Genomic DNA, 23,566 nt, shown 5'->3' with positions numbered 1-23,566 from the left:
TCTGTTAACCATTTTTCGGTAAGCCTAAGTAATAATGCTTTAAAAATTTTCCCTGACTGCTAATTAAATACACAAAATTAGAATGTTGTAATTCATATTTGTTTGTTTTTACATCAAATATTTTGGATGTATAGAAGAAGACCTTAAATTGATCTGCTAATTGTTCAATATCTTCGACTCTCCCTGTTAAACCTATAAAATTATCATCTATTTTTTCTAAATATTTTTTTAATACTTCACTTGTATCATGCTCAGAATCTAGAGTAATAAAAACTACTTGTACTAAAATATTCTCTTTCTTCAAAATCTTAATAATATCTTCTACTCTTTTTAGTGTTTGATTGTCATATAAGGAATAGGTAGTACCAAAATAAATCAAACTTAAATGACCTTGCAAATGGGTACTATCAAATTTCTTTCCTTCTTGATCTATAAGAGTAAACTTAATTTTAGGCGAATCGTCCATATTACTAGTTTTCACACCAATCTTAAGCTTAGACGGAGTTAATGAAGAATACAATAAACATAAAAATATTATGCCCGTAATCATAGCTAGGGCTATAAAAATTTTTATAATATACATTTGGTTTTTATTATTTCTCATAACCTATTAATATTTATTTATAATAAAACTTATTCTTATCATATATGCAATAAAAATCATCTTTCAGTATATTAAATATCGTAATATCTAAATTGTGATATTTTTAGTTAAAATTAATTAATTTATTAACTAAATTGAAATTTTTTGAGTTAAGATTATTAAATAAAAAACAACTAAGAAACGGATTAATTATGTACAATTATACCGTTTATGTAAAACGTTTAAATGATAAATTTAAAAAACAAGAACAGAAATAGTAGATAGTACTATTTCAAATACTAAATGACAACAACAATGCAACTCAACCGATACAAACACACTCCTAAATCAAAATTCGTTTGAAAGAACAAATAATATTGAACACAATAAAGCAGAAAAATATGAGGGATATAATGATGTTGAAAAAAGAAGAAATAAAGGAAGCAGAAACGGAACATTTTATATCCAATATGTAAAGGATAAAAATTTTATCGACTTAATTAATAAAAGATACTGAGAAATATGAATCTATTATTGATAGGAGTAATAAAGCTATAATTATATTAGGGCAAGAGAAAGAAGATTTAAAGCTCATAGCTACTTTTCTTAAAGACGGTGAATTAATATTAGAAAGTAATGAGTATTGAGATTGGGACTGCTCAAAAAAAGTCTAACCACAAGTTCAAATATTTTAGATAGTTTTTATATAAAAAACGCAAAATATTTAACATATAACAGTTCTTATTTGGATGCTGCTAATTCATCCTCTGAATCTACTATTGACAAATTTTTCCTACAAAAAATCTAAGTACGACTCCTACTAAATTTATATTAGCAATAAAAAATATTGAAACCAAAAACTCTAACTTTTCCCTTGTCAAAACCAATGTCGGTATATTTGAACAATTTACTAAATTATATTGATATAAATGAAGCTAATTTATCTATAGTAGTGACTGATAGCCCAAACAAGCAATAATCATACTCGTATATCTAAAATTATTGATGAAACTATAAAACTCGGTAATTTTAGCGATGAACAAAAGAGTATCTAATAAAATAAAAGATTCTATTTTTACTTCAAGCTAGCGAGCAAGCAAAAGACTATACAAAGCTATTAAATATTAGAGATGATAATTATATCATTCTAGATGAATATAATAAAATAACAATCGACGGCGAAAATTTAACATATATTTTAAATTCTATAAATATAATTAATAAAGAAGTACCAATTAGTATCAATGAGCTTAAAACATATATAGAAAATAATTTAAAGTTTTGAAGATGTTTTGCCTAAAACAGACAAATTGAAACAATTAATAGATATAGTAAATTATTATAAACAGTTAGAAGACAATGCCAAAACTATAGGAAATTTCTTAGAAACCGTTAAAAAATTAAATCAGCTTTTAGAAACACCGAAATCAGAAAATAAATTAGAGAATCTTCTAAATTACCTTAAATATATTTATCTAACATCAAATTTTCCGAAAAAGAAAATTTGGTTACACTTAATTCTGCAAAATGGTTTAACGATTTATTTACCTCGGGGCATATAATATAAAAGAAAAGTTATTAGAATCATTTAAGCATACAATATGCAAAGATAAAGATTCATTTTATAACAAATTAAATAAGACTATTGAAAAATTTTATGAAGATATCAAAAATAACGATGTTTTAGACTTAAAAGCAATCAATAATATATATAAAAACTTTTTACAGCATATTAACAATTCTAGCACTGATGTTGAAAATTTAGATAATATTAAATTATTTTTAACAAAGAGCTTTAAGAATTTTAATAATATATTAGGTATAACTATAAATAATAGCATTAGTAATTTAGAAAAACTAATAGGCTCAGTCAGCAAGCAAGAAGCTAAATCTCTTTGGAAGTATATTACCGCCTCTAAATCTATTACAGAAATATCTCAAAATCTCGATAAAGTAATATATGATAAGCTTTTACATCAGCCTGTGTTACCTGATCAAGCGCTACCTATTTATAATTTATTAGAAAAATTACTAAAAGAAACTCACAAATCTATTAATGATTGTTATAAAAACGAAAACTTATATAAACATCAATTAGCAAAAATTTATTGTCAACAAGCACAAATCTGTACACCTAATGGCTCAACAAAACTATCTAAAAACTCAATAGGATTGTATGAAAACGCTGCTAACCTTGGTTCTGAAGAGGCAAATATAAAACTTGGGAAGATTGAATTTAAGAGCGGAAATTATGTAAAAGCTTTAGAATATTTTAAAAACTTATGCAAAAGAAGCTTTTAATGAATTATTACATCTAAAAGAATCAGAACTAAAAAAGAAAATACAGCAAAAGAAGCTAAATTAACATCAGAAATAATTGAATTATATTCAAGCCAAGGTGATTTTTATAACCAATATAATCTAGATATATCAGAAAAAAGTCTGCAAGATTCACTAAAAGTATTTTGTCTTAATACGAAAGCTCTCATAGAAGAACAAGGAAGACCTAAACCTTATGGAATATTATATGATTTGTCTAAAGAGTTAACATCAATAATTTCTGCACCGTGTAGTCAACTTAAATTTATACAAAAAACTGAAAAATATAAAAATTTAAAGAAGAAAAACTAGAAACTAATTATACGAATATTACGACAAGCCGGTCACATGATTCATACTTTAAAGAACCTTTACTGAAGTTCGATGATTTACACCTTAATTCTTCATTTAGACCATATTATGATAATAATGAAGATTCTAGCAATATGTTAGGTGCTTGTTATAATTCCTCAGAGTTAGCCTCAATGAGAAAAATTTAATATCTCTTAATACAATTTTTATAGACAAGCAGAAATGTGGTGCTAGTATAAAAATAGCTATATTTAATGATGAATTAGATTATGACAAATAATCAATTTTCTGAAGATACCAAAAAAATTGCTGATCAAATAAAAGATGCATTAATGGGTATTAGTGACGATCTTGTACTTGAAAGTAAAGAGGTAGAGGAAATTTTTGAAGAATTAAGCCAAAATGAAGAATTTGAGTATGAGATGGAACGAATGCTTTCTATCTTAAATGAACAAACTATGGATTTAACTCAACTGCAAAGTCGGATTATCTTATTAATCCGTAAGTATTTAGGTAAAACTAAAAACTTAAAGCTTAAAATGCTTAAAATGGATGAGAAGCTCATTAACAAGAATGTTGCCGAAGTCAGTAATTATTTAATGCATCAGCATTCTAAAATAGTTAGAGATGCTAATAAAAACCTTACAAACCCAAAAGACAAATTACAAGGTTTAACCAAACAAGCTAGAATAGACTTAAAACGTTTATTAAAAAGCTTTGCCGTTTACCAAATTTATATGTTTATGAACCCAAAAAGAATAGCAGGCGAAACGAAGCTAATGAACTTCGCCTATAATATGATCAAAGGGGGCATGAAACTCGCTAAAAAATATGAAGGCGGCAAGGAACAAGAAATTAAATCATATTCACCTAGACTTATTAAAAAACTTAAAAAAGCTCATGTCGGCTTTAAAAAAAGTGGCGGTATATCAATTTAACTATTGTATCTTTTTATAAATTTTTATAAAGAGCTTATACTAAACTAACATTAATATTATGATAGGTATCAAGCTTTCAACTTAAATTATGTAAACTTAATATTGCGGAACTAATAACTTGGGTACATCTTGGCTGCAGTACTCAAGAAAAACACCACGCTCAACCTGTAAAAATTAACATAAAACTCTTTCTCTCAACTCCTCCCCTTGCTACTGTAACGGATAATATAAACGATACTGTTTGTTATGCAAAAATCGTACGGCTAGTACAAAAACTTTCTCAAGAAAATCACTTTAATCTTATCGAGTATTTAGCCGCACAAATATATGTGATATTATTTATCAAAATTTTATCGAATCTAAATTAGAAAAGATTTTTCTAAACGTAACCGTTACTAAATTAAAATCACCGGTTTCAGGAGTGCATGGCGGAGTTTCTTTTTCTTATTCAGGAAAGGAGACACTATGATTTATATTTCTATAGGCAGTAATTTAGGTAATAAACTTTTAAATATTAAAAAAGCTCTAAATTCATTAAAAAGTTGTAATTTTATATCGCTTAAGCAAGCTATTATTTTTGAAACACAAGCTATTCTACAACCTAATGCAGATAAAGCTTGGGATAAATCATATTTAAATATGGTGGTGCAGGGCAAAAGTACTTTAACGCCTAGTAAACTTCTAATTGAGCTTAACAAAGATTGAAAAACAACTAGGTCGAGTAAGCTCTTACGATAAATGGTCTCCAAGAGTTATTGACTTAGATATCCTACTTTGGAATAATTGCCATATAGATTTACCTGATTTAAAGATACCGCATCCTGAATTATTAAACAGACCGTTTCTTATTCATCTAATTGCAGGTTTAAGCTTGGAATGTCGTTATTCATGTCCGATCAATAATTTTTACAACAATAAAACCTTTGCAGCAATAGCACATTTAATTGAACATCAAGGAGTTATACGCTCTCTTGTTTTAAATCCTCAATTTGTCGGTATTTTAAACATTACTCCTGATTCTTTTTCTGATGGAGGATTGAGTTTTCATGAAGAAGATGCCGTTAGAAATTTTGTACGCTTGATAAATGAAGGGGCTACAATAAATTGAGCTTGGATCACAATCAACACGTCCTTCTGCTTTAATTATTAATGAAGATGAAGAATATGCAAGGCTTAATAATGTTCTTGAAGAGCTTAAGGAAGTTATAAAGGAAAAAAAGTTATAGTCAGTATTGATAGTTTTACTCCTGAAGTAATTAAACGTGTTTTAAAAAAATACCCTATTTCCTGTATCAACTTGGTTAAAAATAATCTAGATGATTATACATTACGATTAATTGCCGATTATAATTGTAAAATTATTACTATGCATTCATTAACCGTTCCACCGCAAAAACAAAAATGTCTTGATTTCGATAAATCTCCGCTTGCTAGCTTAAATATATGGACAGAGCAAGAAATAACAAAATTAGAAAAATGTGGATTTGATAGAAAAAATATCATTCTTGATCCTGGAATTGGTTTTGGAAAATCCGTTTATCAAAATTTATATATTACAATATATTAAAGAATTTAAAAATCTAGGATGTGAGATATTGTTAGGACACTCACGAAAATCTTATATTTCCGCTTTTTATAATTCCAAAGCATCGGAAAGAGACTTAGAAATAATAGCAATATCAAAATATTTAATGGAAAACTTAGTTGATTATTTACAAGTGCATAATGTTATAGAGCATCAAAAATTTTTTGTAGCAGACCATATGATTAACTATATCTTATGAAAAATAGAAAAATCATCGGTATAATGGCATGTGACCCACAAGGGGTGATAGGTAATAAAGGTCAGATGCCTTGGTCTTATACTAAGGAGTTTGAATATTTTTATCAGACGGTAAAAAATAATATTATAGTCATGGGACGAAAAACCTTTGACTCTATACCTACAAAGATTTTAAAAAATTGTATTTGTATTGTTTTTTCAAGAAATACACCATTACAATCTTATAATAATATATTTTTTATTAAATCCTTAGATGATTTTTGGCAGGTAATAAAACCTTTTACTGATAAAAAAATTTTTATGGTTGGAGGGACAAAAATAGCAACTCTTTTCCTAGAACAAAATCTTATTGATGAATTTTTACTTACAAAAATAAATAAAAATTATGATGGAGATACTTTTTTGCCTCTTAATCTTTTAGCAGAATGGCATTCTGTAATAATAGATAAAACAAACAATTATCAGATTTATAAATTTACTAAGAGGAGGTAAGATGAAATTTTTAGAACAGCTTAATATAAAAATCTTGAGCAATATAACCTCTTAAATCATCCATTTTTCAATTATGGCATATGGGAAAACTTACTCATTCTACTTTACAAATTTACACAAAAGAATATTATCATCACGTTACAGCTTTCCCACGTTATATTAAGTGCAATACATTCCAAATGTAGTGATATACAAGCTAGACAAAGATTACTTGGTAATCTTATAGAAGAAGAACAAGGTGAAGAAAATCACCCGGAACTATGGAAACGTTTTGCTAAAGGACTTGGATGTTTAAGAAACCAACGCACTTCAGAACCTAAATTAGACTTAACTCAAAAACTTGTTCAAGGTTATTAAATTAACAGAGGAATCTTTTTCTATAGGTCTTGGAGTACTTTATGCTTATGAGCGTCAGACTCCTAAAGTATCTGACTCTAAAATTCAAGGATTACAAAAATTTTATGGAAATTCAGATTACAGAACTTTACAGTCCTTCATTGTTCATAGTAAAGTTGATCAATGGCATACACAAGAATGTGCAAATTTGATTAATAATTTAAGCTCAAAAGAACAAACATTAGCATATCAAGGAGCAAAACTACTATGGCAATTTCTAGACGGTATAAATGCAACGTATCAATAATTTAACTATTATTCTTTCATAAAATGAAAAATATCTTCCTACATTCCTTAAATCTTGAGAATTATCGTAATTTTAAAAATCTTGAACTAAAAACAGATAATACACCAATAATTTTAATAGGTGAAAACGGTAGCGGTAAAACTAATATTTTAGAAGCTATATCGCTATTTTATCCAGGAAGAGGGCTGAGATCAGCAAAACTTGCCAATGTATGCAAAACTTCAGAAGATCATTGTCTAGTTAAAGCTCTATTGCAAAGTAAGCTAGGACTTGCAGAATTTACCACCCAATTTAAACGTAGTTCTAATAGAAGGATAACTGAGTATAACGAAAGTAAAATAGCCAATAATGAGTTAAGTAAATTCACTAGCATGGTATGGCTGACTCCACACATGGAAGGAATCTTTACAAGCGGTAGCAGTGATAGAAGAAAATTTCTTGATAGAATAGTTTATAATTTTGATCCAAAGCATGCAGAGCTAGTTAGTAAATACGAATATTACATGCATGAGAGAAATAAAATTCTAGTAGAAGATAGAAGAGATGATAATTGGCTTAAAATTATTGAAGAAAAGATGGCTGATATTTCTAACCATATTGCTAATAATCGCTTAAAAACCTTAGAATTTATGCAGCAAGCAATAGATGACCTTGAAAATGAATTTCCAAAAGCCGATTTATCGATTGACGGCATTGTTGAACAAAAAATATTAAACGGCAAAAAAAATATTGTTAGTTTTATTACTGCAGAACTTTATCAAACAAGAAGCAAAGATAAACTACTTGGTCGCACTAGTTTTGGAGTTCATAAAAGTGACTTTTTAGTAAAGCATCAAAAGAAAAATATCTTAGCCAAATTCTGTTCTACCGGTGAACAAAAAGCTATATTAATTGCAATAATCCTTGCTGAAATGAATTATGCTATAAAGCTAACTAAAATAGCACCGATTTTACTTTTAGATGAGGTCTTTGTGCATTTAGACGACAAAAGACGTCAATATTTAATCGAATTTTTGACCGGCTTAAATATGCAACTATGGGTTACCACTACCAATCTAGAGGGAATAGACAATTTTGCAACTAAAGCACAATTGATTAAGTTATAGTTTGTTTAATAATGTCATTCCTGCGAAAGCAGGAATCCAGCATAAAGCGAGATAAATCAAGCTTTTAATTTCAAAAATTTGCTGTATTTAATACTTTTTTTCTGGATTCCTGCTTTCGCAGGAATGACATTGAACACTTTTCTCACACCATGTAACAACGCCCGCTAAAAGCGGGAATGACATCAAGTGTATTTTCTGATCCATACAATAAAGCACTATCCCAATCAAATTCACAAGAAAAATTTCATCCTTCTTGATTTTTATCGCACCTCTTAAAAAACCAAAATAACTATTATTATTTTTCATAAAATAAAATTACACTTCACTTACATATTATTAGTTAAATTTAAAGTTTTTTGTATATAAATATATTGCTTAATCTTTTGAAACTGCTTAAAATTGATTTTTAATTTATGTAAATACTATGACAAAACAAGCTAATAAAATATCCTATGATGAAGTACCTTATTCTCCATTTACTTTCAGTTATACCTCCCCACCTTATTTAAGAACTATAGGCAAGCTATTCGGGCTAAACCCTCCACCTCTTGAAACTGCTAAAATACTTGAACTCGGTTGTGGAATCGGTGTTAATCTGCTTAACTTTGCTGAAACATATCCTAAATCACAATCTCTAGGTGTTGACTTATCCAAAACACAAATAGAATTAGGTAAAAAAATTATCAGTGATTTGAAAATAAAAAATGCCGAACTAAAGGCATTATCTATATTGGACCTTGATGAGTCATACGGTAAGTTTGATTACATAGTTTGTCACGGCGTATATTCATGGGTACCTGAAGAAGTACAAGATAAAATACTCAAAGTCTGTAATAAACTGCTAAATCCGAACGGTATAGCTTTTGTAAGCTATAATACGCTCCCGGGCTGGAATATGCAGAGAACAATACGTGAAATGATTATGTTCCATTCAGAGCCATTTAATACTAGCCATGATAAATTACAGCAAGCTAAATTACTTTTAAAGTTCATCAATGACTCATTAGAAAGCTCCACAACGCCTTATTCTAATTTCTTACGAGATGAAACAAAATTATTATCTGCATATACGGACTCATATGTATTACATGAATATTTAGGCGAAATTAATACAGGTATATATTTTCACCAATTCATAGAAAAAGCTCAAAAAAATCATCTAAATTACTTAGGTGATACGTCGCTTACTGCAATGTTTATCGGTAATTTACCTACTCAGGCAGCAGAAAAGCTACAAGCCATTAATGATATTGTTCGTACTGAGCAATATATGGATTTTATCACTAATAGAAAGTTCCGCTCGACATTATTATGTCATCAAAACATACCTATAAACAGAAAAATTGAATTTAATAATTTAAAAGAGTTTTTTACTAGCCTTAATATTAGACCGGTAATTCTAGAAAAAGCTGTTGATTTAACTAACGAACAGGAAAATGTTAGCTTCTATTACGAAAATTTACCTGAGCCTTTTATTTCAACCACTTCGCCGATCATGAAAGCTATTTTATATGTATATGCCGAAAATATTAGCAATCCGATAAGCTTAGAACAAGTAGCAAAAGAAGCTTTTAAAAAGCTTGGTAAATATCAATTACAAGATTTCTTAGCAGCATTAGAACAGCATTTTATCATATTCATTTTTCAAGGTTATCTCAAAATATTTGAGACAAAACCTCATGCTATAGCAACTATCACCGAAAAACCTAAAACTAGCGAATTTGCAAGATACCAAGCAAAACAAGCATATTTTAATAATGTAACTAGCGTGTTTAGCGTCACTAATAGACTTAACGATATGGTAGGTATACCGATACATGAAAAATATATTTTAGAAATGTTAGACGGTACGCATAATATTGATGATATTAAGAAAGGTGTTCTTGAAAAAATTAATTCAAAACTTTTAACTGCTCGTGACGATAAAGGACAGGAAGTAACAGATCCAAAATTATTAAAAGAATTTGTTGACTATGTAGTTAATACATCCCTTGAGAAATTCCGGATGAATTATCTGTTAGTAGAGTAATTAAAATGTTCGTGATCAAGTCTGCTTTGCTGCATGGATCAGCTTTTTCGTTATTGCGAGTAGTCGTAGACTACAGCCAATCCATAAAAATATAATCCGAGTAAATGAAGGGTAGCTATACGAAGCTCAACTTGGAAAAGAGCAAGGAGCCTGTAAGCCGAGGAGCAGAGCGTATACTTTTAATACGTGAGCATCCGAGGACTTACAAAGACGACACAGTCAATTTTTCAAGTTGAACGAGTATAACTATGCTACTAATTTTTCACGCAATACTTCAACTAACTTATTAATTGCTTCGGTTGGGTGGATGTTTTCAAGGATAGCAAGCTCGCCTGCAAGTCTATTTAAAGCTGATTCGTAGAGTGTTCTTTCACTGTAAGAACGATCATTATCAACATTTTTATGTAAGTCCCGTAATACTTCGGCTATAGCTACAATATTACCTGAGTTAATTTTGCCTTCATATTCTTGGGCTCTTCTACTCCACATTCTATTTCCTTGTTTTGGTTTACCTTGAAGAGTTGAATATATGACATCTAAATCTTTTCTGCTTGCAACCGCTCTAAGACCAACAACCGCAGCTCTACTAACAGGCACTTTTAATGTCATTTTATCCTGCGAAAAGGAAATTACATATACTTTAATTTCAGTACCTGCAATAGTATGATATTCTATATTTGTTATTTCACCAACTCCATGTGCAGGATAGACAATTCTCTGCCCTATTTTAAACTCAGATTTTTGTTCGGATTGTGTTGTATTTGCCATTATTAATTCCTCCGTAGTGGTTTTAGTGCCTAAGAACTTAATGTTAGACTATTATTTTCTATAGCATAGCACATTTTGCTTTTATTATAAAGTAGAGATTTTTATTGAAATAAAATTGATACGATCTTATTGTAGATAATATTAAATAAGTTAAAGGAATAAATATGCGAAGTATTTTTATTATACTAATATTTTTATTATTTTTGAGTAGCTGTTCAGAAGAAAAAGCACAAGATAAGAACCATGAGGAAAAACAAATAATAGAGCACGAAACTCAAAATAACGAAACTTCTAAAGCAACGAATCAGGAAGCCGTAAATTCTGAAAATACGACTGAATCAATAGTTCCTGCTAATGATAATAATCAGACTGATGAAGTATCAACGCCGGCTTCACAAAAACAAAAAAATCCTGCAATAAAAGCTGTTAAAGTTACTTTTAAAGTTGATGATAATGATATGGTTCTTGGTAACAAAAAATCAAATGTTATAGTAGTCGAGTATTTTTCTCCTACCTGTCCGCATTGTGCTTATTATCATCAAACAATTTTTCCGGAACTTAAGAAAAAATATATTGATACTAACAAAATTGCATATGTGGTTCGTGAATTTATTGCTACTAAACAAGATTTAGATGCTGCAATTTTAGCCCGCTGCAAGGGGGATACAAATAGTTTTACACAACTTCATAATATCATATTAATACAACAAGATAAGTGGGCATATAGCAATAAATACAGAGAATTATTAACTGATATAGGACAACTTGGCGGTATTTCTCCAGAAGAATATAAACAATGTTTAAATAATGATAAAATTACTGCAATACTAATTGCTAATACCAATTTTGTAGCAAAAGCACCCCAATTTATAGGTACTCCTTCTTTCTTCGTTAACGGAGTACAAACAGGAAATTATAGCATAGATACTATTTCCACAGCAGTTGATAAAGCTTTAGAGGAGCAGAAAGAAAAAGCAAAAAATGAAATGAGCTTGTAATTTAGATCGTCATTGCGAGCAGTCGTAGACTGTGCGGCAATCTCGTTAAATATCCTGAGATTGCTTCGTCGACGGCTATGGCGTCTTCTCGCAATGACGGAGATAAACTAATGAATACGGAAAAACTAAAAGATATCAAAGCAAGAATTAAAGACTTAACAACTCCTAAGTTTTCTAATCCTAAAATTCGGCAAGAAATTAGCCCCTTCACTATCGCTGTAGATTTAGTTTCAGGTACAATGTTAGGTGTCGTAATTGGAATATTTACGGATAAAATTTTTAATTCTAAACCTTTATTCCTTATTATATTTACAATAATAGGAATGATTGCCGGCTTTAACATTATAAGGAAAAAAGTAAATAATAAAAAGTAAGGAAATGACTCATAGCCCTTTAGCACAATTTGATATCAAAAAATTAATAGACATCAAAATGTTCGGTTTTGACGTCAGCTTTACTAATTCGAGTATCTATATGTTACTTGCTAGCATCTTAGCTCTAACTTATTTTTACTTAGCTTTTTATAACCGGAAATTAGTACCTTCTAGATTACAAGTGAGTGCTGAAATAGTTTATAATCTTGTAGCTGATATGTTAAATCAGAATATAGGAGTAAAAGGACGTAAATTTATTCCGTTAGTTTTTAGTTTATTTATTTTCATTTTATTCTGTAATTTACTTGGTATGACACCTTATAGCTTTACTACTACTAGTCATATTATCGTTACTTTTACCTTGGCAATTCTAGTATTTTTAATGGTAACTATAGTCGGTTTTGTAAAACACGGCTTACGTTTTTTAACCCTTTTTTTACCGCATGGTACTCCTCTATGGTTAGCACCGTTGATGATAGTAATTGAACTATTTACATATTTAGCAAGACCGGTTAGTTTATCATTGCGACTTGCCGCTAATATGATGGCAGGACATGTTTTATTAAAAGTAATAGCCGGTTTTACCGTGTCATTAATGATTTACTTGAAATTTCTGCCAATCCCTATTATGGTGATACTAATTGGGTTTGAAATTTTTGTTGCAATACTTCAAGCTTATATTTTTACTATTTTATCTTGTATGTATCTTAATGATGCTATTAATTTACACTAGGCTTTTTGCACAACTTGCTTCTAAAGGTAATTTGTACGTCAATCCGATGCTTGAATCCTCACGTACTTTTTTGTACTCTGCAGTTCTGTGCTTCGTGTTTCCTGCAAATTCCTCTTTATTAGCTTCGTTGTGCAAAAAGCCTATTATACAGATAATTAGATAAAATTTTTTGATTAATTAAAAGTGAGTTTTTTTATGGACATGGTTTCTTTAAAATTTATTGGTACAGGACTTATGGCTATCGGCATGTACGGTGCAGCTTTAGGCGTTAGTAATATATTTAGCTCTCTACTTAGTTCAATAGCACGAAACCCTTCGGCTACAGAAAACTTACAAAGAATGGCTCTGATCGGTGCAGGTCTTGCTGAAGCAATGGGACTTTTTTCCTTTGTAATTGCTATGTTACTTATTTTTTCTTAAAATTCATTTTTAAATAAGATGCCTCAATTTGATATTGCTACCTATTATTCACAAATTTTTTGGCTTATCGTTACTTTCGGCTTATTGTATATCTTTGTTTATAAATTTATAACTCCAAAAGCTGAAGAAATTTTTAATAATAGACAGACAAATATTCAAGATAATATTACGCAAGCCGATACATTGACCATAGAAGTAGAAAAGCTAAATAAATATTATAACGAGGAAATAGACAAAACAAATGCTGAAATAGATAGACTAAAAAAAGAAAAAATAGACTCTTTAGAATCAGAATTTTTAATTAAAAAAAAGAATCTAGAGCAAGATTTAAAAAACGCTATAAATCAAAACATTGAAGATATAAATTTAGCTGCTAAGCAATTTAGAACTAATAAAAGCGCAGCAATCATAAAGCTTGCCGTTAATATTATTGAAAAAATAGCTGGCACTAAAGCAGATATGAATTTACTACAAAATATAAAAGTAAAATAATGAATTTCCTAGATGAGAGCTTCTGGCTTGCCGTTAGTTTTGTAATTTTTTTATATTTAGTTTATAGACCGGCAAAAAAAGCCATTTTAAATTCTTTAGATGCTAAGATTTTAGAAGTCCAAGAAAAAGTTCTACAAGCTGAAAAGTTAAAAGAAGATGCTGCTTTGCTCTTTAAACACACCAACGCACAAATAAAGAAATTAGAAACTTTACGCTCTCAAATGATAGAAGACAGTAATGAAGTTACTAAGAAAATCATTCAAGAAAAAACTAAAGAAATTGAAGAATTTTTAGAGCATAAAAAATCTGATGCTATACAGTTAATGCAAAACCAAAAATCAACCGCAAGTAAAGAGCTACAAGATGAATTTTGTGATGAAGTGATAAAACTTGTATCCGAATATTTTCAATCAGTTAAGCTTTCAGAAAGCAATATTGCTAAAAATTTAATGGATAAATCTGATTTTCCTCAGGATGAGGGTAAAGCTACATAGCCACACTAACCACTAGCTAGCAATTTATTTAAAATTGCTTTATCATTAACACATATCCGTAATATTGAGCCATCAATAAAATATTCAGGATGTTCGTTTGTTATCTTATTTGTTAATTCAGGATAGGCTCTAACAAATTCTTTTACACAAGTGAAGTTTTTGCTAGAGCTGTTAATCGCTCCTAAGCAAATCGCTTCAAAACATAACATTTTAGCTATTTCTATATTTTTAAGGTCAGATAAAAACTCCTAGTTGTTTTGCTATAAATATCTATCACCTAAATAGCCTTGCACCCCCAATTTTCTAAGATTGAGAACTTACTATTCCACTTATCTTTAGCAACATTAATATATATTTTATTTAAAACATTCTTTTGTATTTTTTGTTTAATTTCTAATGTAACTTCCTCAAAATCGCCTCTTTATAATATAAACTCCCTAGTTTCATTATTTTTTATAAATTCTGGTGTAATTTTTTTGAGATAAGTTTTTAGCCTTGTAGTGGCCTAAACCTAAAGTTTGACGTACATTAAATAAGATTGTTTATAGAACTCTATAGCTTCGTATGTATTATCTAATTTTCATAAATCACTCCGATATTATTAAGAGAACTAGCAATAAAAGAAGGATGAACTAATTCTTGATCGATTTTTAAAGCTTTCTTATAATATTTTAACGATTCTTCAAATTTACATAATATATATTCATTATAATAACCCATTTTTTGATATAAATTTGCCTTTCTACATTTATCCATTTCAATATCATCATTTAATATTTTTACTACATGGGGATAAAATATTTTAGAATTTTCCCAGTCTTCACTTGGAACATCTGTTAATATTGGAAATAAATCATCTAAGATTTCTGCTAGTCTTGTATAAATCTCTTTTTCATCTATCGCATGTTCTTTATTTTATTTATATATTGCTTTGTTATAAATTGCATTAATCTATGTAATTGTAAGCCGGCTTGTCTATTTTGGTATGTTAGATTCATTACCGATAATGCTTCTATAACCTTTTTATAGGTTCTTGTAGCTTTTCTTCATCTATTAAAAATAATTCTTCGAAAATCTCTATACTGATAAACTCAGGGTCTAAATCTGCAGAATATTGTAAAATATCTGCCAAGCTAAAGGTGATTTTTCTAATAATTGTAGTAATAAAACAGTTTCTATATGATCATCTTTGCTATTTTTAAAGTAATTAATGTTAATCATTTACTTTAAGTAATTTATTTGCTTTTAAATATGCTACTGCTTTAGATAGCCTATAAGGTGATGCAGCATCGTTACTACCAAAGTCTTCTACTAATTTATCAATATCTTTCTTGTTTAATCTATTTTTTAGAGATTTCTTTAAATATAATATCGCTTCTTTTTTACTAAAAGACTCTACTAATATAATATTTTCTATATCATCACTTAAATTATTATTTTTAGTAGTAATTATCACTTGTGCCTTATCATTAAGTATATTAATTATACTGTTAAGATAAGGCTCTATATCTTTATGATCTTCAACATTATCAAAAATAAATAATATAGCTGAATTTAAATTAGCAATCCTTTCATGGACTAATCTTATTATGTTTTCTTCCTTTTCATCTATTACGTAAATAGTAAATTCTTTAGCAAGTTGTCTATATGCTTCAAGGACTTTGTCTGCAGAATCTACGTTAATAAAACGTACTATTTTCTTTTTCGCTTGTGTTTGTCTATCTCCATATTTTATAGCTAGAGTGGTTTTACCGGCTCCAGCGAAAGCACTAATTGTTACAAATCGTTTTTCGTTTAAAGTTTCTTCTATTTGTTGTAATATTTCATTATGGACAATCAAATTATAAGTTGATAAACTTACTTCAATTAACCTTAAAATTTGCTCTCTTAAGTCATCTACTTTAACTTTAGGTAAGTTTGTAAAGATATAATATTTGCCATATTGAGGTTCATATAGTTTTTTTATTACTTTTAACTATTGTTTTATTAAATTTGGTATTTCTTTTTTATCTATACTCAATTTACTCAACTGTGCTAGATACCAATCACTACTGCCCTTATTATTTGTATTTGCTATATCTACAGACAAATTTACTTCTTTTATACGATAATGACCTTTGTAAGAAAGTTCAAATGTTCCCTCAGGGGTTATGATCTCTTTTGATGGGCAACCTTGTGCGGCATTATTTTCTAAATGCTTATAAACCTCTAAAAATTGTCCGGTTGCAATATTACCGCTTATAGGCTGATCGATTACCTCTAAGAAGCTTCCAAATGTCGTTGCAGTAGCATTTTTATATATTAGATTGCTTGCTAAAGGTAATAAATATCAAGTGCTTTATTAATATGCGGATTACAGACATTTACAAAATTTGGAGCTGATAAATAAGTTGTTATTTTAAAATTTTTACGTCAAAGGTAGTTTCATGGCTATACATCTGCGGCTAAAGATTTTCTGTAGCTAAACCCGGGCTATCGAATGTGATTGCCTTTGCTTTTGGATAATGAAAATCTCTATGAGCAAAATATAAACTAAGCTCTGCGAGCCATACACCTAAAGAATGACCTGTGAAAGATAAATTATAATTATTCTCTTCAGCATATTTGGTAATCTCCTTTGTAACTTCATATGCGGCCGCTTGCTGTGCCACTATCTGTCCACCTAAAATACTTTTAAAATGAGCTTTAAACGGTGAATTAGTTTTGAGCAAATCTAATTTTTCAAATGTAGTACCTCGATAGGTAAGTACAATCTGTTTTACTTTTTCATTTACATATGCTACTGCGTAATATCTACCTATTTCAGGCTCCAGTCTTTTAATTGTTCATTTCGGGTTTTGACCTTTTCATTATTTTCTTTTTCTACAGCAAACTCTACAATATCATTTTCCGTAGAATCCATATAAGCATGTAAACTAAATAACCCATGGACAAAATCGGTAGGGTGGTGCTTTTTATAGTTTTGATTATTTAAGATCTTATATTATAGGAAAATATAGAATGGTGACCCCTACGGGACTCGAACCCGTGTTCCCACCGTGAAAGGGTGGTGTCCTAACCACTAGACGAAGGGGCCTTAATTTTAAAGTAAGCAATATAGTTAGTCATACCGTGGCTATGACCACGGCATGACATTAAGTTAGAAGTTTTATATAACACCTTTGCAAATATTGCAAGTATAAAAATTATAGGTTTACCTTAAGCTTAACACTACCTTGATGACTTCTATAATGTTTATTTAGATAATAATTATAATCCAACGAAATAGTAGTATTTTTGATACTGCCTATAATACCCGTTCCTAAATTATAGGATGTTTTCGGTTGCTTCGGTATTAGATAATTATGTTTGAATGTATTATCAAATATTTTAACAACTCTATTTATTCTTTGGGTTTTCTCTTTAAAATTATGTTCTACCGCTCCTTGGAATATTAGACCTAAATTATTAAATTTTAGAGCATCTTTTAAAGGTACTGTGACTTTAGTACCGACAATTCCGGACAATATATTATTCTCTTTCATTGTAAGAGCTATTTCTTGTACGTTAACACCGGTTTCATTATATACCCCGTCTCGTGACTTCCCGTATCTTAAGCCGATATTCGGGGTAATAACGAGCTTGCTCTGCAAAAGATAATTATAATGCAGTAATGCTTCCGCATTATAACTATGATTACGATGTTTTACATTACTTTTAATTTTAGTATCACCATATGAATAAGTTGTTTTATCTTTAATAAAGTTTTTAGAAGCAGATACTAAAGCTTGTAGTGCAAAATTCTTCGGTAATTCTTTTTGTCCGTAAATAGAAACCACATGACTATTAATAAGTTCTTTATCATTATTTTTACTATTTTTAAATTTAAATACTGAATGAACATTACTATAAGCTATACCTACGATATTATTGTCGATTTCAGCATCGAACCCGATAGTAGCACCTTTGTTAGTACCTCTATAACCGGTCATATTCTCAACGCGTCCATGATTATTAGTGCCGTACATACCACGCATCCACAAACCTCTTTTTATATGAGACTCTTCTTCATCACCGGCTCCCACTGCTACCATATTATTAGACATATTCATAGATGCATCTAATCTGTTACGAATCATATTATTTACAATAGTATTAACAACTTTCGCTTGATTTAAAGTAGGAGCGTTTTCTGAAATTTGCGTTTGCATTTCTTTTTTTGCTTCCTGTTCAAGAGGAATAACCGTATCAACTTCCGTTATTTTAAGATTATCCCCATCGGAATCGGATAATTGCCCTATTGTTTCTTCTTCCTCTTCAAACCCTGAATCATAACTTTCTTCATCTTCGCTACTATCGCCTAATGCTAAACATTCCTTTTCTCTATCGTCACTTAATGCTAATGCACTCTCATTACTTGATGCAAGTGCAGGTAATGAAGATAATTGTCTACTTACTTCTGTGTCTTCTTGTTCTTCATCTCCTGCAGGTAAGGTAGATTCTGATTTACCATCCGACACTAACATTTCTTGTAGCAATAACTGAGCAAGAATATCTGTAGCTTCTTCGCGAAGTAACGAAGAAATTTTTTCATCATGTTCTTGTAATTGTGCATTTATTGCTAAAAGCATTTTTTCATCTAATTCCTCTACATCCTGTATACGATTACTTATATAAGCCATTGCTTCTTTAATATGATTAAGTTCCTCACTTCTAGAACTTGAGCCAGACAATTCTTCTATTTTTTGTATTTCTTCTATTTTTTGTATTTTATTGCTTAATACTCTTATATAGGTATCTACATAATCTTTATTAATTTCTATATTTAGAGTATCTACCGGAGTTACAACATCACGACTACTCAAATCATCATCATTAGAGAAGCTGTTTATGCTACCAACTGAAGATGAACATGAAAATACCGGCTTACTCTCAGTTACCTTAGGTTTAAATTCAGTATCTAGATGCTTTATCTCCCCTTCTAACCAAATCTTTTCTTTATTTAAAGTATCTAACTCCAATTCCTTATTATAATCATTGGCTATTTTTTCATGTTTAGATTTTAATTCCTCTAATTGCATAACATTAGAATTGTTTAAATCCTCTAAGCCACTAACCGAAGGTGAACGGGATAGATTTGATTCTGCATCACTAAGTACACCGCTTATGTCATCAATTGAATAGGAACGTAATATTGATACATCTGTGCTTGAAGACTTTTCATTTAAAGAAAATTCTGCTTCTATGGCTTTCCTTTTTTGTTTTAATTGTGATTCTTTTGAAGATAAGTCTAGTGCTTCCATAGCTAACCGCTTAAATTCTAGGTTTTCTGGATCTTGATATTGATTCAATTTGGCAATAGCTTCCTTTTCCTTAACTATTCTAGCTTCCTCTACTTCTAACAGTTTATCTTCTAAATCCAAATACTCTAATTTCTTGTCAAGCTCGGCACTTCTGAATAATGGTATAGGTAATTTTCGTTTACTAGTATTCGTGTAACTTATAGATGGCTTAGGTTGCTCTGTCTTATATATTGTTTCTGATGCTAAATTCTCATAACTAACCGACTCATATATAGTAGATAAATTAGATAATGGCTGTGTACCTTTTTTAATAGTATTATCAACCAAATTTAGTCTACCTTGTGATCTATCAAGTAAAGCTTCAGCTTCTTTTAATACCTCAGGAGGAGCAGTATTATATATTGAAGCATCTACATCTGTAAGTTCTCTTACTATAGTACTATCAACCAAATTTAGTCTACCTTGTGATCTATCATTTATTATAATATTTTTATGATCTTCTTGAAATTGTTGAGCTTGCGGAGAGTTATATAGTGACCCTACATTTGTAGGTGGGGTTACAGCTAAATTTTTTGGTAAGATATCCATATTAGCAGTTGGCATAGAATGACTATTTCCCCCATTTGGATTAAATCCAACATCTACATCTGTTTCTATATTATTAAAGTGTTTATCTGCTCTGCTTTTAATAGCATCCAATTTTTTTTCTGCTTTTGCATTATAAGCTTTTATATCTTCCGGTTTGCGTATTAATACCTGCTGTAATTTTTGAGAGATCTTAATTGCTTCTCGGTAATCATTTTCTATTTCCTGTAAAACTAAACTAACTGATCTTCTTTGTGAAGGACTGGTTGTTTGCAGTATTGCGGTTCTCTTTGCATCTAAAAGGCTTATAAGCTGAGTTGCCTTTTTTATGCATCCACTAACTACACTTAAACTAGACTCCTTATGATTCTCATTTCCCCAAGCGTGGCCAAATTCTCCCTCTTGATCTACTGTTCTTTGCTTTGAGGTTTCTCCATCTCTTTTCCTTCTTCTGTTCTCTGCATAATTTGTTTGCAAAATTGACCCTACTTTTGATACAGCTCTCTTTATTATATTACCTTGTTTTTTCTTACTAGAAACTAAATAGGTACTTTTTTCAGTTAAAGTTTCTTGAGGTGTATAATGTAAATCTAGCCCTAGATCATCCTGCACACCTAAAGTTTCTGTACGCATTTTTTCTGATTGCAGTTGTTGTATCTCCGAAATACTTCCACTTACATTATTTTTCCTCGATGAGTCACTTTTAGCAACAGTTGTATTTTGTGTTGGCGTTATTAAACCAAGAGTTTCTATAGTTAACGTATCAGGTTGTTTTAGATTCTGAACGAACGCGTCGCCAGCTAAATCTAAATATTCTAATCCTCTTTTATCAAGCTTTGGACTTGAAGAATATGGTGCAGAATTTTTCCAATTGTTGTCAGATCTCAAGCTTTCATCTGTAGTTGTGGTTTGTAACAATGCTGATTTTTCTTCAAAATTTGATGATATTACACTTTTAGCTGAAGACGAACGTGATAATACTGGAATACTGCTTTTTCTTGAATTCTCTTCATACTCTGCATAAGACTGAGATATTTCCGCTTGCTCATATACTTTTTGAGTTTCTAGAATTCTAGCTTGCTGAATTTCATATAACTTCTCGAACAAACCTTCATATGCCTTTATACTGGCAAGATGTGCAATCTCACCTAATTTTTGACTAAATTGATCTGCACTAAACTTTCTCATTTCTGTTGCTAAACCATCTATTACACTATCTATTTGAGCTTGATTTGACTGATTTGGCTGTATGCTATTCAAATAATTAATGTATTGTGAAACCTTAGCCTCATAAATATCTTTTGAATGACTTGGAATAGGGTCCTCTATTTCTTGATAAGGTTGCTGCTGAACTTTTATTGGCACTAAGTACCCCTCTTCATCCTCTGGTTGTTCACCTAAAATTCTCTGAACCCCATGACTTAATGGTATAGTTGGCGTTGCTTTTGGCGACTGCTTATAAGTAGGACCGGTAGAACTATTATAAACAACAGGAGTTAATAACTTTAGATTTTCCTCTATCTTATTTAATTGTTCAGAATCACCATTCATTTTATCTTGCATGGCTCGTAATGCCGTTCTACTTGTTTCTTTTTTCGCACTAGCAGCTACTTCTTTAGCTTTATCTGATGCCGTTTTTATAGCTTTTTCTTGTTTCTTTATTTCTGATAACTGCTTTTGTGCTTCTTGTTTTTTCTTTTCTCTTTTTGTTCCAGCACTACTTTTTCTTGCATTACCTCCGCTTGATTTATTTTTATTAAATACACCTTGCCGAGCCTCATTAATTCTTGCTTGCTGTGCTTGAAACGCACTAACTTCGGTTGACGCCGTTGTAACCGGAACTGTTTCCTGCGATTTTATCGAAACTTTATTTGCTGGAATATCTATTTTTTCTATTTTCTGAAATAATCTATCTGCTTTATTGTTTTTACTTGTTAACTCTTTTTCAAGTTTCTTTATTTTATCTTTATTTTCACCTATTTTGATTTTTGTTTCTATCTCTTCAGCTCTTGACTTGAGTTTTTCTGTTGTTTTTTGTGTTGAAGTTAGCTGCGTATACAACTTCTGCAATCGTTCTTTATCTTTTTTATCTGTGGTATCAATAGCCTGTGTTACTTCAGCTAACTTGATTCCTATCATCTCATTAACTCGTGATATATTACTTACCATTCCTGCTACAATTTCAGTACTGCTTTTTTTTATAGGCAACGGTACAAATGTCGGCTTCGGAGGAACTTCTGATTTAACCTGTGAGCTAGATTGCACTGCCTGTTGTTGCGGGCCGCTACTGCTAAATGATAATCTTCGTACTGCCTTTGAGTTTGTGTTTATGTTTGGTGGTGTATTAGCTCCTAAACTATCATTTGGTTTAGAATCTGAAGTAGACTGATACGGAGTCGCCGGTGTTGATGATGGAGTACCAGGTGCCGTAGTATAATGTTCAGGTGATGTCAGGGTAGTATTTGGTGTATTAGGTGCAGTGATAAAACTATTTGAAGCTGGGCTAACAGTAGGCGAAGACGCTGTTATTATAATCTCTGGTTTTTGAGGCATTTGTTCTGTCGATTCAGGAGTATAAGTATTTTGACTTTGTTCTGTTTTTTCAATGCCTGCAAATGTTTTGCATCTAGTAATTGGTCGTACTTTTCTTGCTGTCCCGACATCAGACTTACTACGTGCTACCACTTTATAATGATCCTCTATAGGAACATCTTTTAATGGATTAGATGCCTTAGGTTTGTTGGATATTTTCATTTCTCTTATTTCAGATGGAGTATATGTGTTTATTTTTGGTTCCGATACAATTACTTTTCCTATCTGCTGCGGGGTATTATTTGTCGTATCTTTGTATCCGTTTAATTGTGACACGTGATTCAACAATTTATTACTGAGATCGATACGAAATGCTTCTTTACTCATCGCCATACCCTCAAAAGGTATTGCAGCTCCTACTGAAATAGAGGCAAGCAGAGAATATTTTAAAAATCTTGATTTTTTTAGTAAATGTTGTTCTGTTAACTTATTCATTACAAATATCTCAATTTAAATTAAAATTTCATGTACATAACGTTGGACATTATAATAAATAAGTTAATAAAAAGCAATATATAAGTTAATTTATCTTAATTTATAATTACAAGAGAATTTTGTTCTAATTATTGAAAATATAACAGATATAACTATAATCTATAATGCATTTTTAACTTTTGATAGAA

At 30.2% G+C, this 23,566-nt stretch carries 22 protein-coding genes, 1 tRNA gene and 2 pseudogenes; 16 read left to right on the top strand and 9 right to left on the bottom strand.

Annotation, left to right across the window (positions count from 1 at the left end; all coding sequences use genetic code 11):
• Positions 1–4: 4 nt before the first annotated feature.
• Entirely contained in the window at positions 5–604 is a 600-nt protein-coding gene (locus RC_RS00230) for an SCO family protein (RefSeq protein WP_010976729.1), read from the bottom strand.
• Between the two features lie 1,271 nt (positions 605–1,875).
• Here RC_RS00230 and RC_RS00225 point away from each other — a divergent pair.
• The 10 genes and pseudogenes from RC_RS00225 (at position 1,876) to RC_RS00170 (ending at position 10,205) form a co-directional block, all read left to right on the top strand.
• Entirely contained in the window at positions 1,876–2,145 is a 270-nt protein-coding gene (locus RC_RS00225; RefSeq protein WP_010976728.1) for a hypothetical protein, read from the top strand.
• A gap of 421 nt (positions 2,146–2,566) precedes the next feature.
• Positions 2,567–2,884 carry a hypothetical protein gene (locus RC_RS00220; RefSeq protein WP_010976727.1) on the top strand — a complete coding sequence of 106 codons (318 nt, stop codon included), beginning with the start codon at positions 2,567–2,569 and terminating at the stop codon, positions 2,882–2,884.
• A gap of 599 nt (positions 2,885–3,483) precedes the next feature.
• Positions 3,484–4,152 carry a DUF5394 family protein gene (locus RC_RS00215; RefSeq protein WP_010976726.1) on the top strand — a complete coding sequence of 223 codons (669 nt, stop codon included), beginning with the start codon at positions 3,484–3,486 and terminating at the stop codon, positions 4,150–4,152.
• Between the two features lie 101 nt (positions 4,153–4,253).
• Positions 4,254–4,520 carry a dihydroneopterin aldolase gene (locus RC_RS06960; RefSeq protein ID WP_228368905.1) on the top strand — a complete coding sequence of 89 codons (267 nt, stop codon included), beginning with the start codon at positions 4,254–4,256 and terminating at the stop codon, positions 4,518–4,520.
• A 97-nt stretch (positions 4,521–4,617) separates the two neighbouring features.
• Positions 4,618–4,857 carry a 2-amino-4-hydroxy-6-hydroxymethyldihydropteridine diphosphokinase gene (locus RC_RS09760; RefSeq protein WP_010976725.1) on the top strand — a complete coding sequence of 80 codons (240 nt, stop codon included), beginning with the start codon at positions 4,618–4,620 and terminating at the stop codon, positions 4,855–4,857.
• Positions 4,838–5,936, top strand: a pseudogene (locus tag RC_RS10000) (dihydropteroate synthase). Before RC_RS09760 ends, RC_RS10000 begins: the two are co-directional and overlap by 20 nt.
• Positions 5,933–6,427 carry a dihydrofolate reductase gene (locus RC_RS00190; protein ID WP_010976722.1) on the top strand — a complete coding sequence of 165 codons (495 nt, stop codon included), beginning with the start codon at positions 5,933–5,935 and terminating at the stop codon, positions 6,425–6,427. Before RC_RS10000 ends, RC_RS00190 begins: the two are co-directional and overlap by 4 nt.
• Positions 6,428–6,767: 340 nt before the next feature.
• Positions 6,768–7,070 (top strand): iron-containing redox enzyme family protein, encoded by a 303-nt coding sequence (locus RC_RS08250; protein ID WP_010976721.1) that lies wholly within the window; start codon positions 6,768–6,770, stop codon positions 7,068–7,070.
• Positions 7,071–7,093: 23 nt separating this feature from the next.
• Positions 7,094–8,176 (top strand): DNA replication/repair protein RecF, encoded by a 1,083-nt coding sequence (recF, locus tag RC_RS00180; RefSeq protein WP_010976720.1) that lies wholly within the window; start codon positions 7,094–7,096, stop codon positions 8,174–8,176.
• Positions 8,177–8,600: 424 nt separating this feature from the next.
• Positions 8,601–10,205 carry a methyltransferase regulatory domain-containing protein gene (locus tag RC_RS00170; RefSeq protein WP_010976719.1) on the top strand — a complete coding sequence of 535 codons (1,605 nt, stop codon included), beginning with the start codon at positions 8,601–8,603 and terminating at the stop codon, positions 10,203–10,205.
• 246 nt (positions 10,206–10,451) lie between these two features.
• On the opposite strand, the gene RC_RS00165 is transcribed toward RC_RS00170, so the two are convergent.
• A complete protein-coding gene (locus RC_RS00165; RefSeq protein WP_010976718.1) occupies positions 10,452–10,973 on the bottom strand; it encodes a CarD family transcriptional regulator in 522 nt (173 codons plus the stop codon).
• Positions 10,974–11,137: 164 nt separating this feature from the next.
• Here RC_RS00165 and RC_RS00160 point away from each other — a divergent pair, with 164 nt between their 5' ends.
• From RC_RS00160 to RC_RS00150, 3 genes are all read left to right on the top strand, one after another.
• A complete protein-coding gene (locus RC_RS00160) occupies positions 11,138–11,971 on the top strand; it encodes a DsbA family protein (RefSeq protein WP_010976717.1) in 834 nt (277 codons plus the stop codon).
• Between the two features lie 110 nt (positions 11,972–12,081).
• Positions 12,082–12,345, top strand: a complete 264-nt coding sequence (locus tag RC_RS00155) for an AtpZ/AtpI family protein (protein WP_016830591.1) — start codon at positions 12,082–12,084, stop codon at positions 12,343–12,345.
• Positions 12,346–12,349: 4 nt separating this feature from the next.
• Positions 12,350–13,078, top strand: coding sequence for a F0F1 ATP synthase subunit A (locus tag RC_RS00150; protein ID WP_010976715.1), 729 nt, complete (start codon positions 12,350–12,352; stop codon positions 13,076–13,078).
• Here the strand turns inward: RC_RS00150 and RC_RS06940 are convergent.
• Positions 13,073–13,252 (bottom strand): annotated as a pseudogene (locus RC_RS06940) (palindromic element RPE1 domain-containing protein); the annotation flags it as partial. The gene RC_RS00150 and the pseudogene RC_RS06940 sit on opposite strands and share 6 nt — an antisense overlap.
• 21 nt (positions 13,253–13,273) lie before the next feature.
• On the opposite strand from RC_RS06940, the gene RC_RS00145 reads away from it, so the two are divergent.
• The 3 genes from RC_RS00145 to RC_RS00135 are packed head-to-tail and all read left to right on the top strand — an operon-like array spanning position 13,274 to position 14,484.
• On the top strand, positions 13,274–13,498 hold the full coding sequence (locus RC_RS00145; protein WP_010976714.1) for a F0F1 ATP synthase subunit C: 225 nt from the start codon (positions 13,274–13,276) through the stop codon (positions 13,496–13,498).
• Between the two features lie 18 nt (positions 13,499–13,516).
• Positions 13,517–13,990, top strand: coding sequence for a F0F1 ATP synthase subunit B' (locus RC_RS00140; protein WP_010976713.1), 474 nt, complete (start codon positions 13,517–13,519; stop codon positions 13,988–13,990).
• Positions 13,990–14,484: a F0F1 ATP synthase subunit B gene (locus tag RC_RS00135; protein ID WP_010976712.1), complete on the top strand. Its 495-nt coding sequence runs from the start codon at positions 13,990–13,992 to the stop codon at positions 14,482–14,484. Before RC_RS00140 ends, RC_RS00135 begins: the two co-directional genes overlap by 1 nt.
• A 5-nt stretch (positions 14,485–14,489) precedes the next feature.
• Here the strand turns inward: RC_RS00135 and RC_RS00130 are convergent, their stop codons facing one another.
• From RC_RS00130 to RC_RS00105, 6 genes are all read right to left on the bottom strand, one after another.
• A complete protein-coding gene (locus RC_RS00130) occupies positions 14,490–14,693 on the bottom strand; it encodes a hypothetical protein (RefSeq protein WP_010976711.1) in 204 nt (67 codons plus the stop codon).
• 364 nt (positions 14,694–15,057) lie between these two features.
• On the bottom strand, positions 15,058–15,240 hold the full coding sequence (locus tag RC_RS00125) for a tetratricopeptide repeat protein (protein ID WP_010976710.1): 183 nt from the start codon (positions 15,238–15,240) through the stop codon (positions 15,058–15,060).
• A gap of 457 nt (positions 15,241–15,697) precedes the next feature.
• Positions 15,698–16,324 carry an NB-ARC domain-containing protein gene (locus tag RC_RS00120; RefSeq protein WP_010976709.1) on the bottom strand — a complete coding sequence of 209 codons (627 nt, stop codon included), beginning with the start codon at positions 16,322–16,324 and terminating at the stop codon, positions 15,698–15,700.
• Positions 16,325–16,928: 604 nt separating this feature from the next.
• On the bottom strand, positions 16,929–17,285 hold the full coding sequence (locus RC_RS00115) for a lipase family protein (protein WP_071597768.1): 357 nt from the start codon (positions 17,283–17,285) through the stop codon (positions 16,929–16,931).
• Positions 17,286–17,485: 200 nt separating this feature from the next.
• Positions 17,486–17,560 (bottom strand) — tRNA-Glu (locus RC_RS00110).
• Positions 17,561–17,669: 109 nt separating this feature from the next.
• On the bottom strand, positions 17,670–23,378 hold the full coding sequence (locus tag RC_RS00105) for an autotransporter outer membrane beta-barrel domain-containing protein (protein WP_010976707.1): 5,709 nt from the start codon (positions 23,376–23,378) through the stop codon (positions 17,670–17,672).
• Between the last annotated feature and the right edge of the window lie 188 nt (positions 23,379–23,566).

It is taken from the genome of Rickettsia conorii str. Malish 7 (assembly GCF_000007025.1).
Lineage (GTDB): Bacteria > Pseudomonadota > Alphaproteobacteria > Rickettsiales > Rickettsiaceae > Rickettsia > Rickettsia rickettsii.
This window is presented reverse-complemented; position numbering and strand designations above follow the sequence as displayed.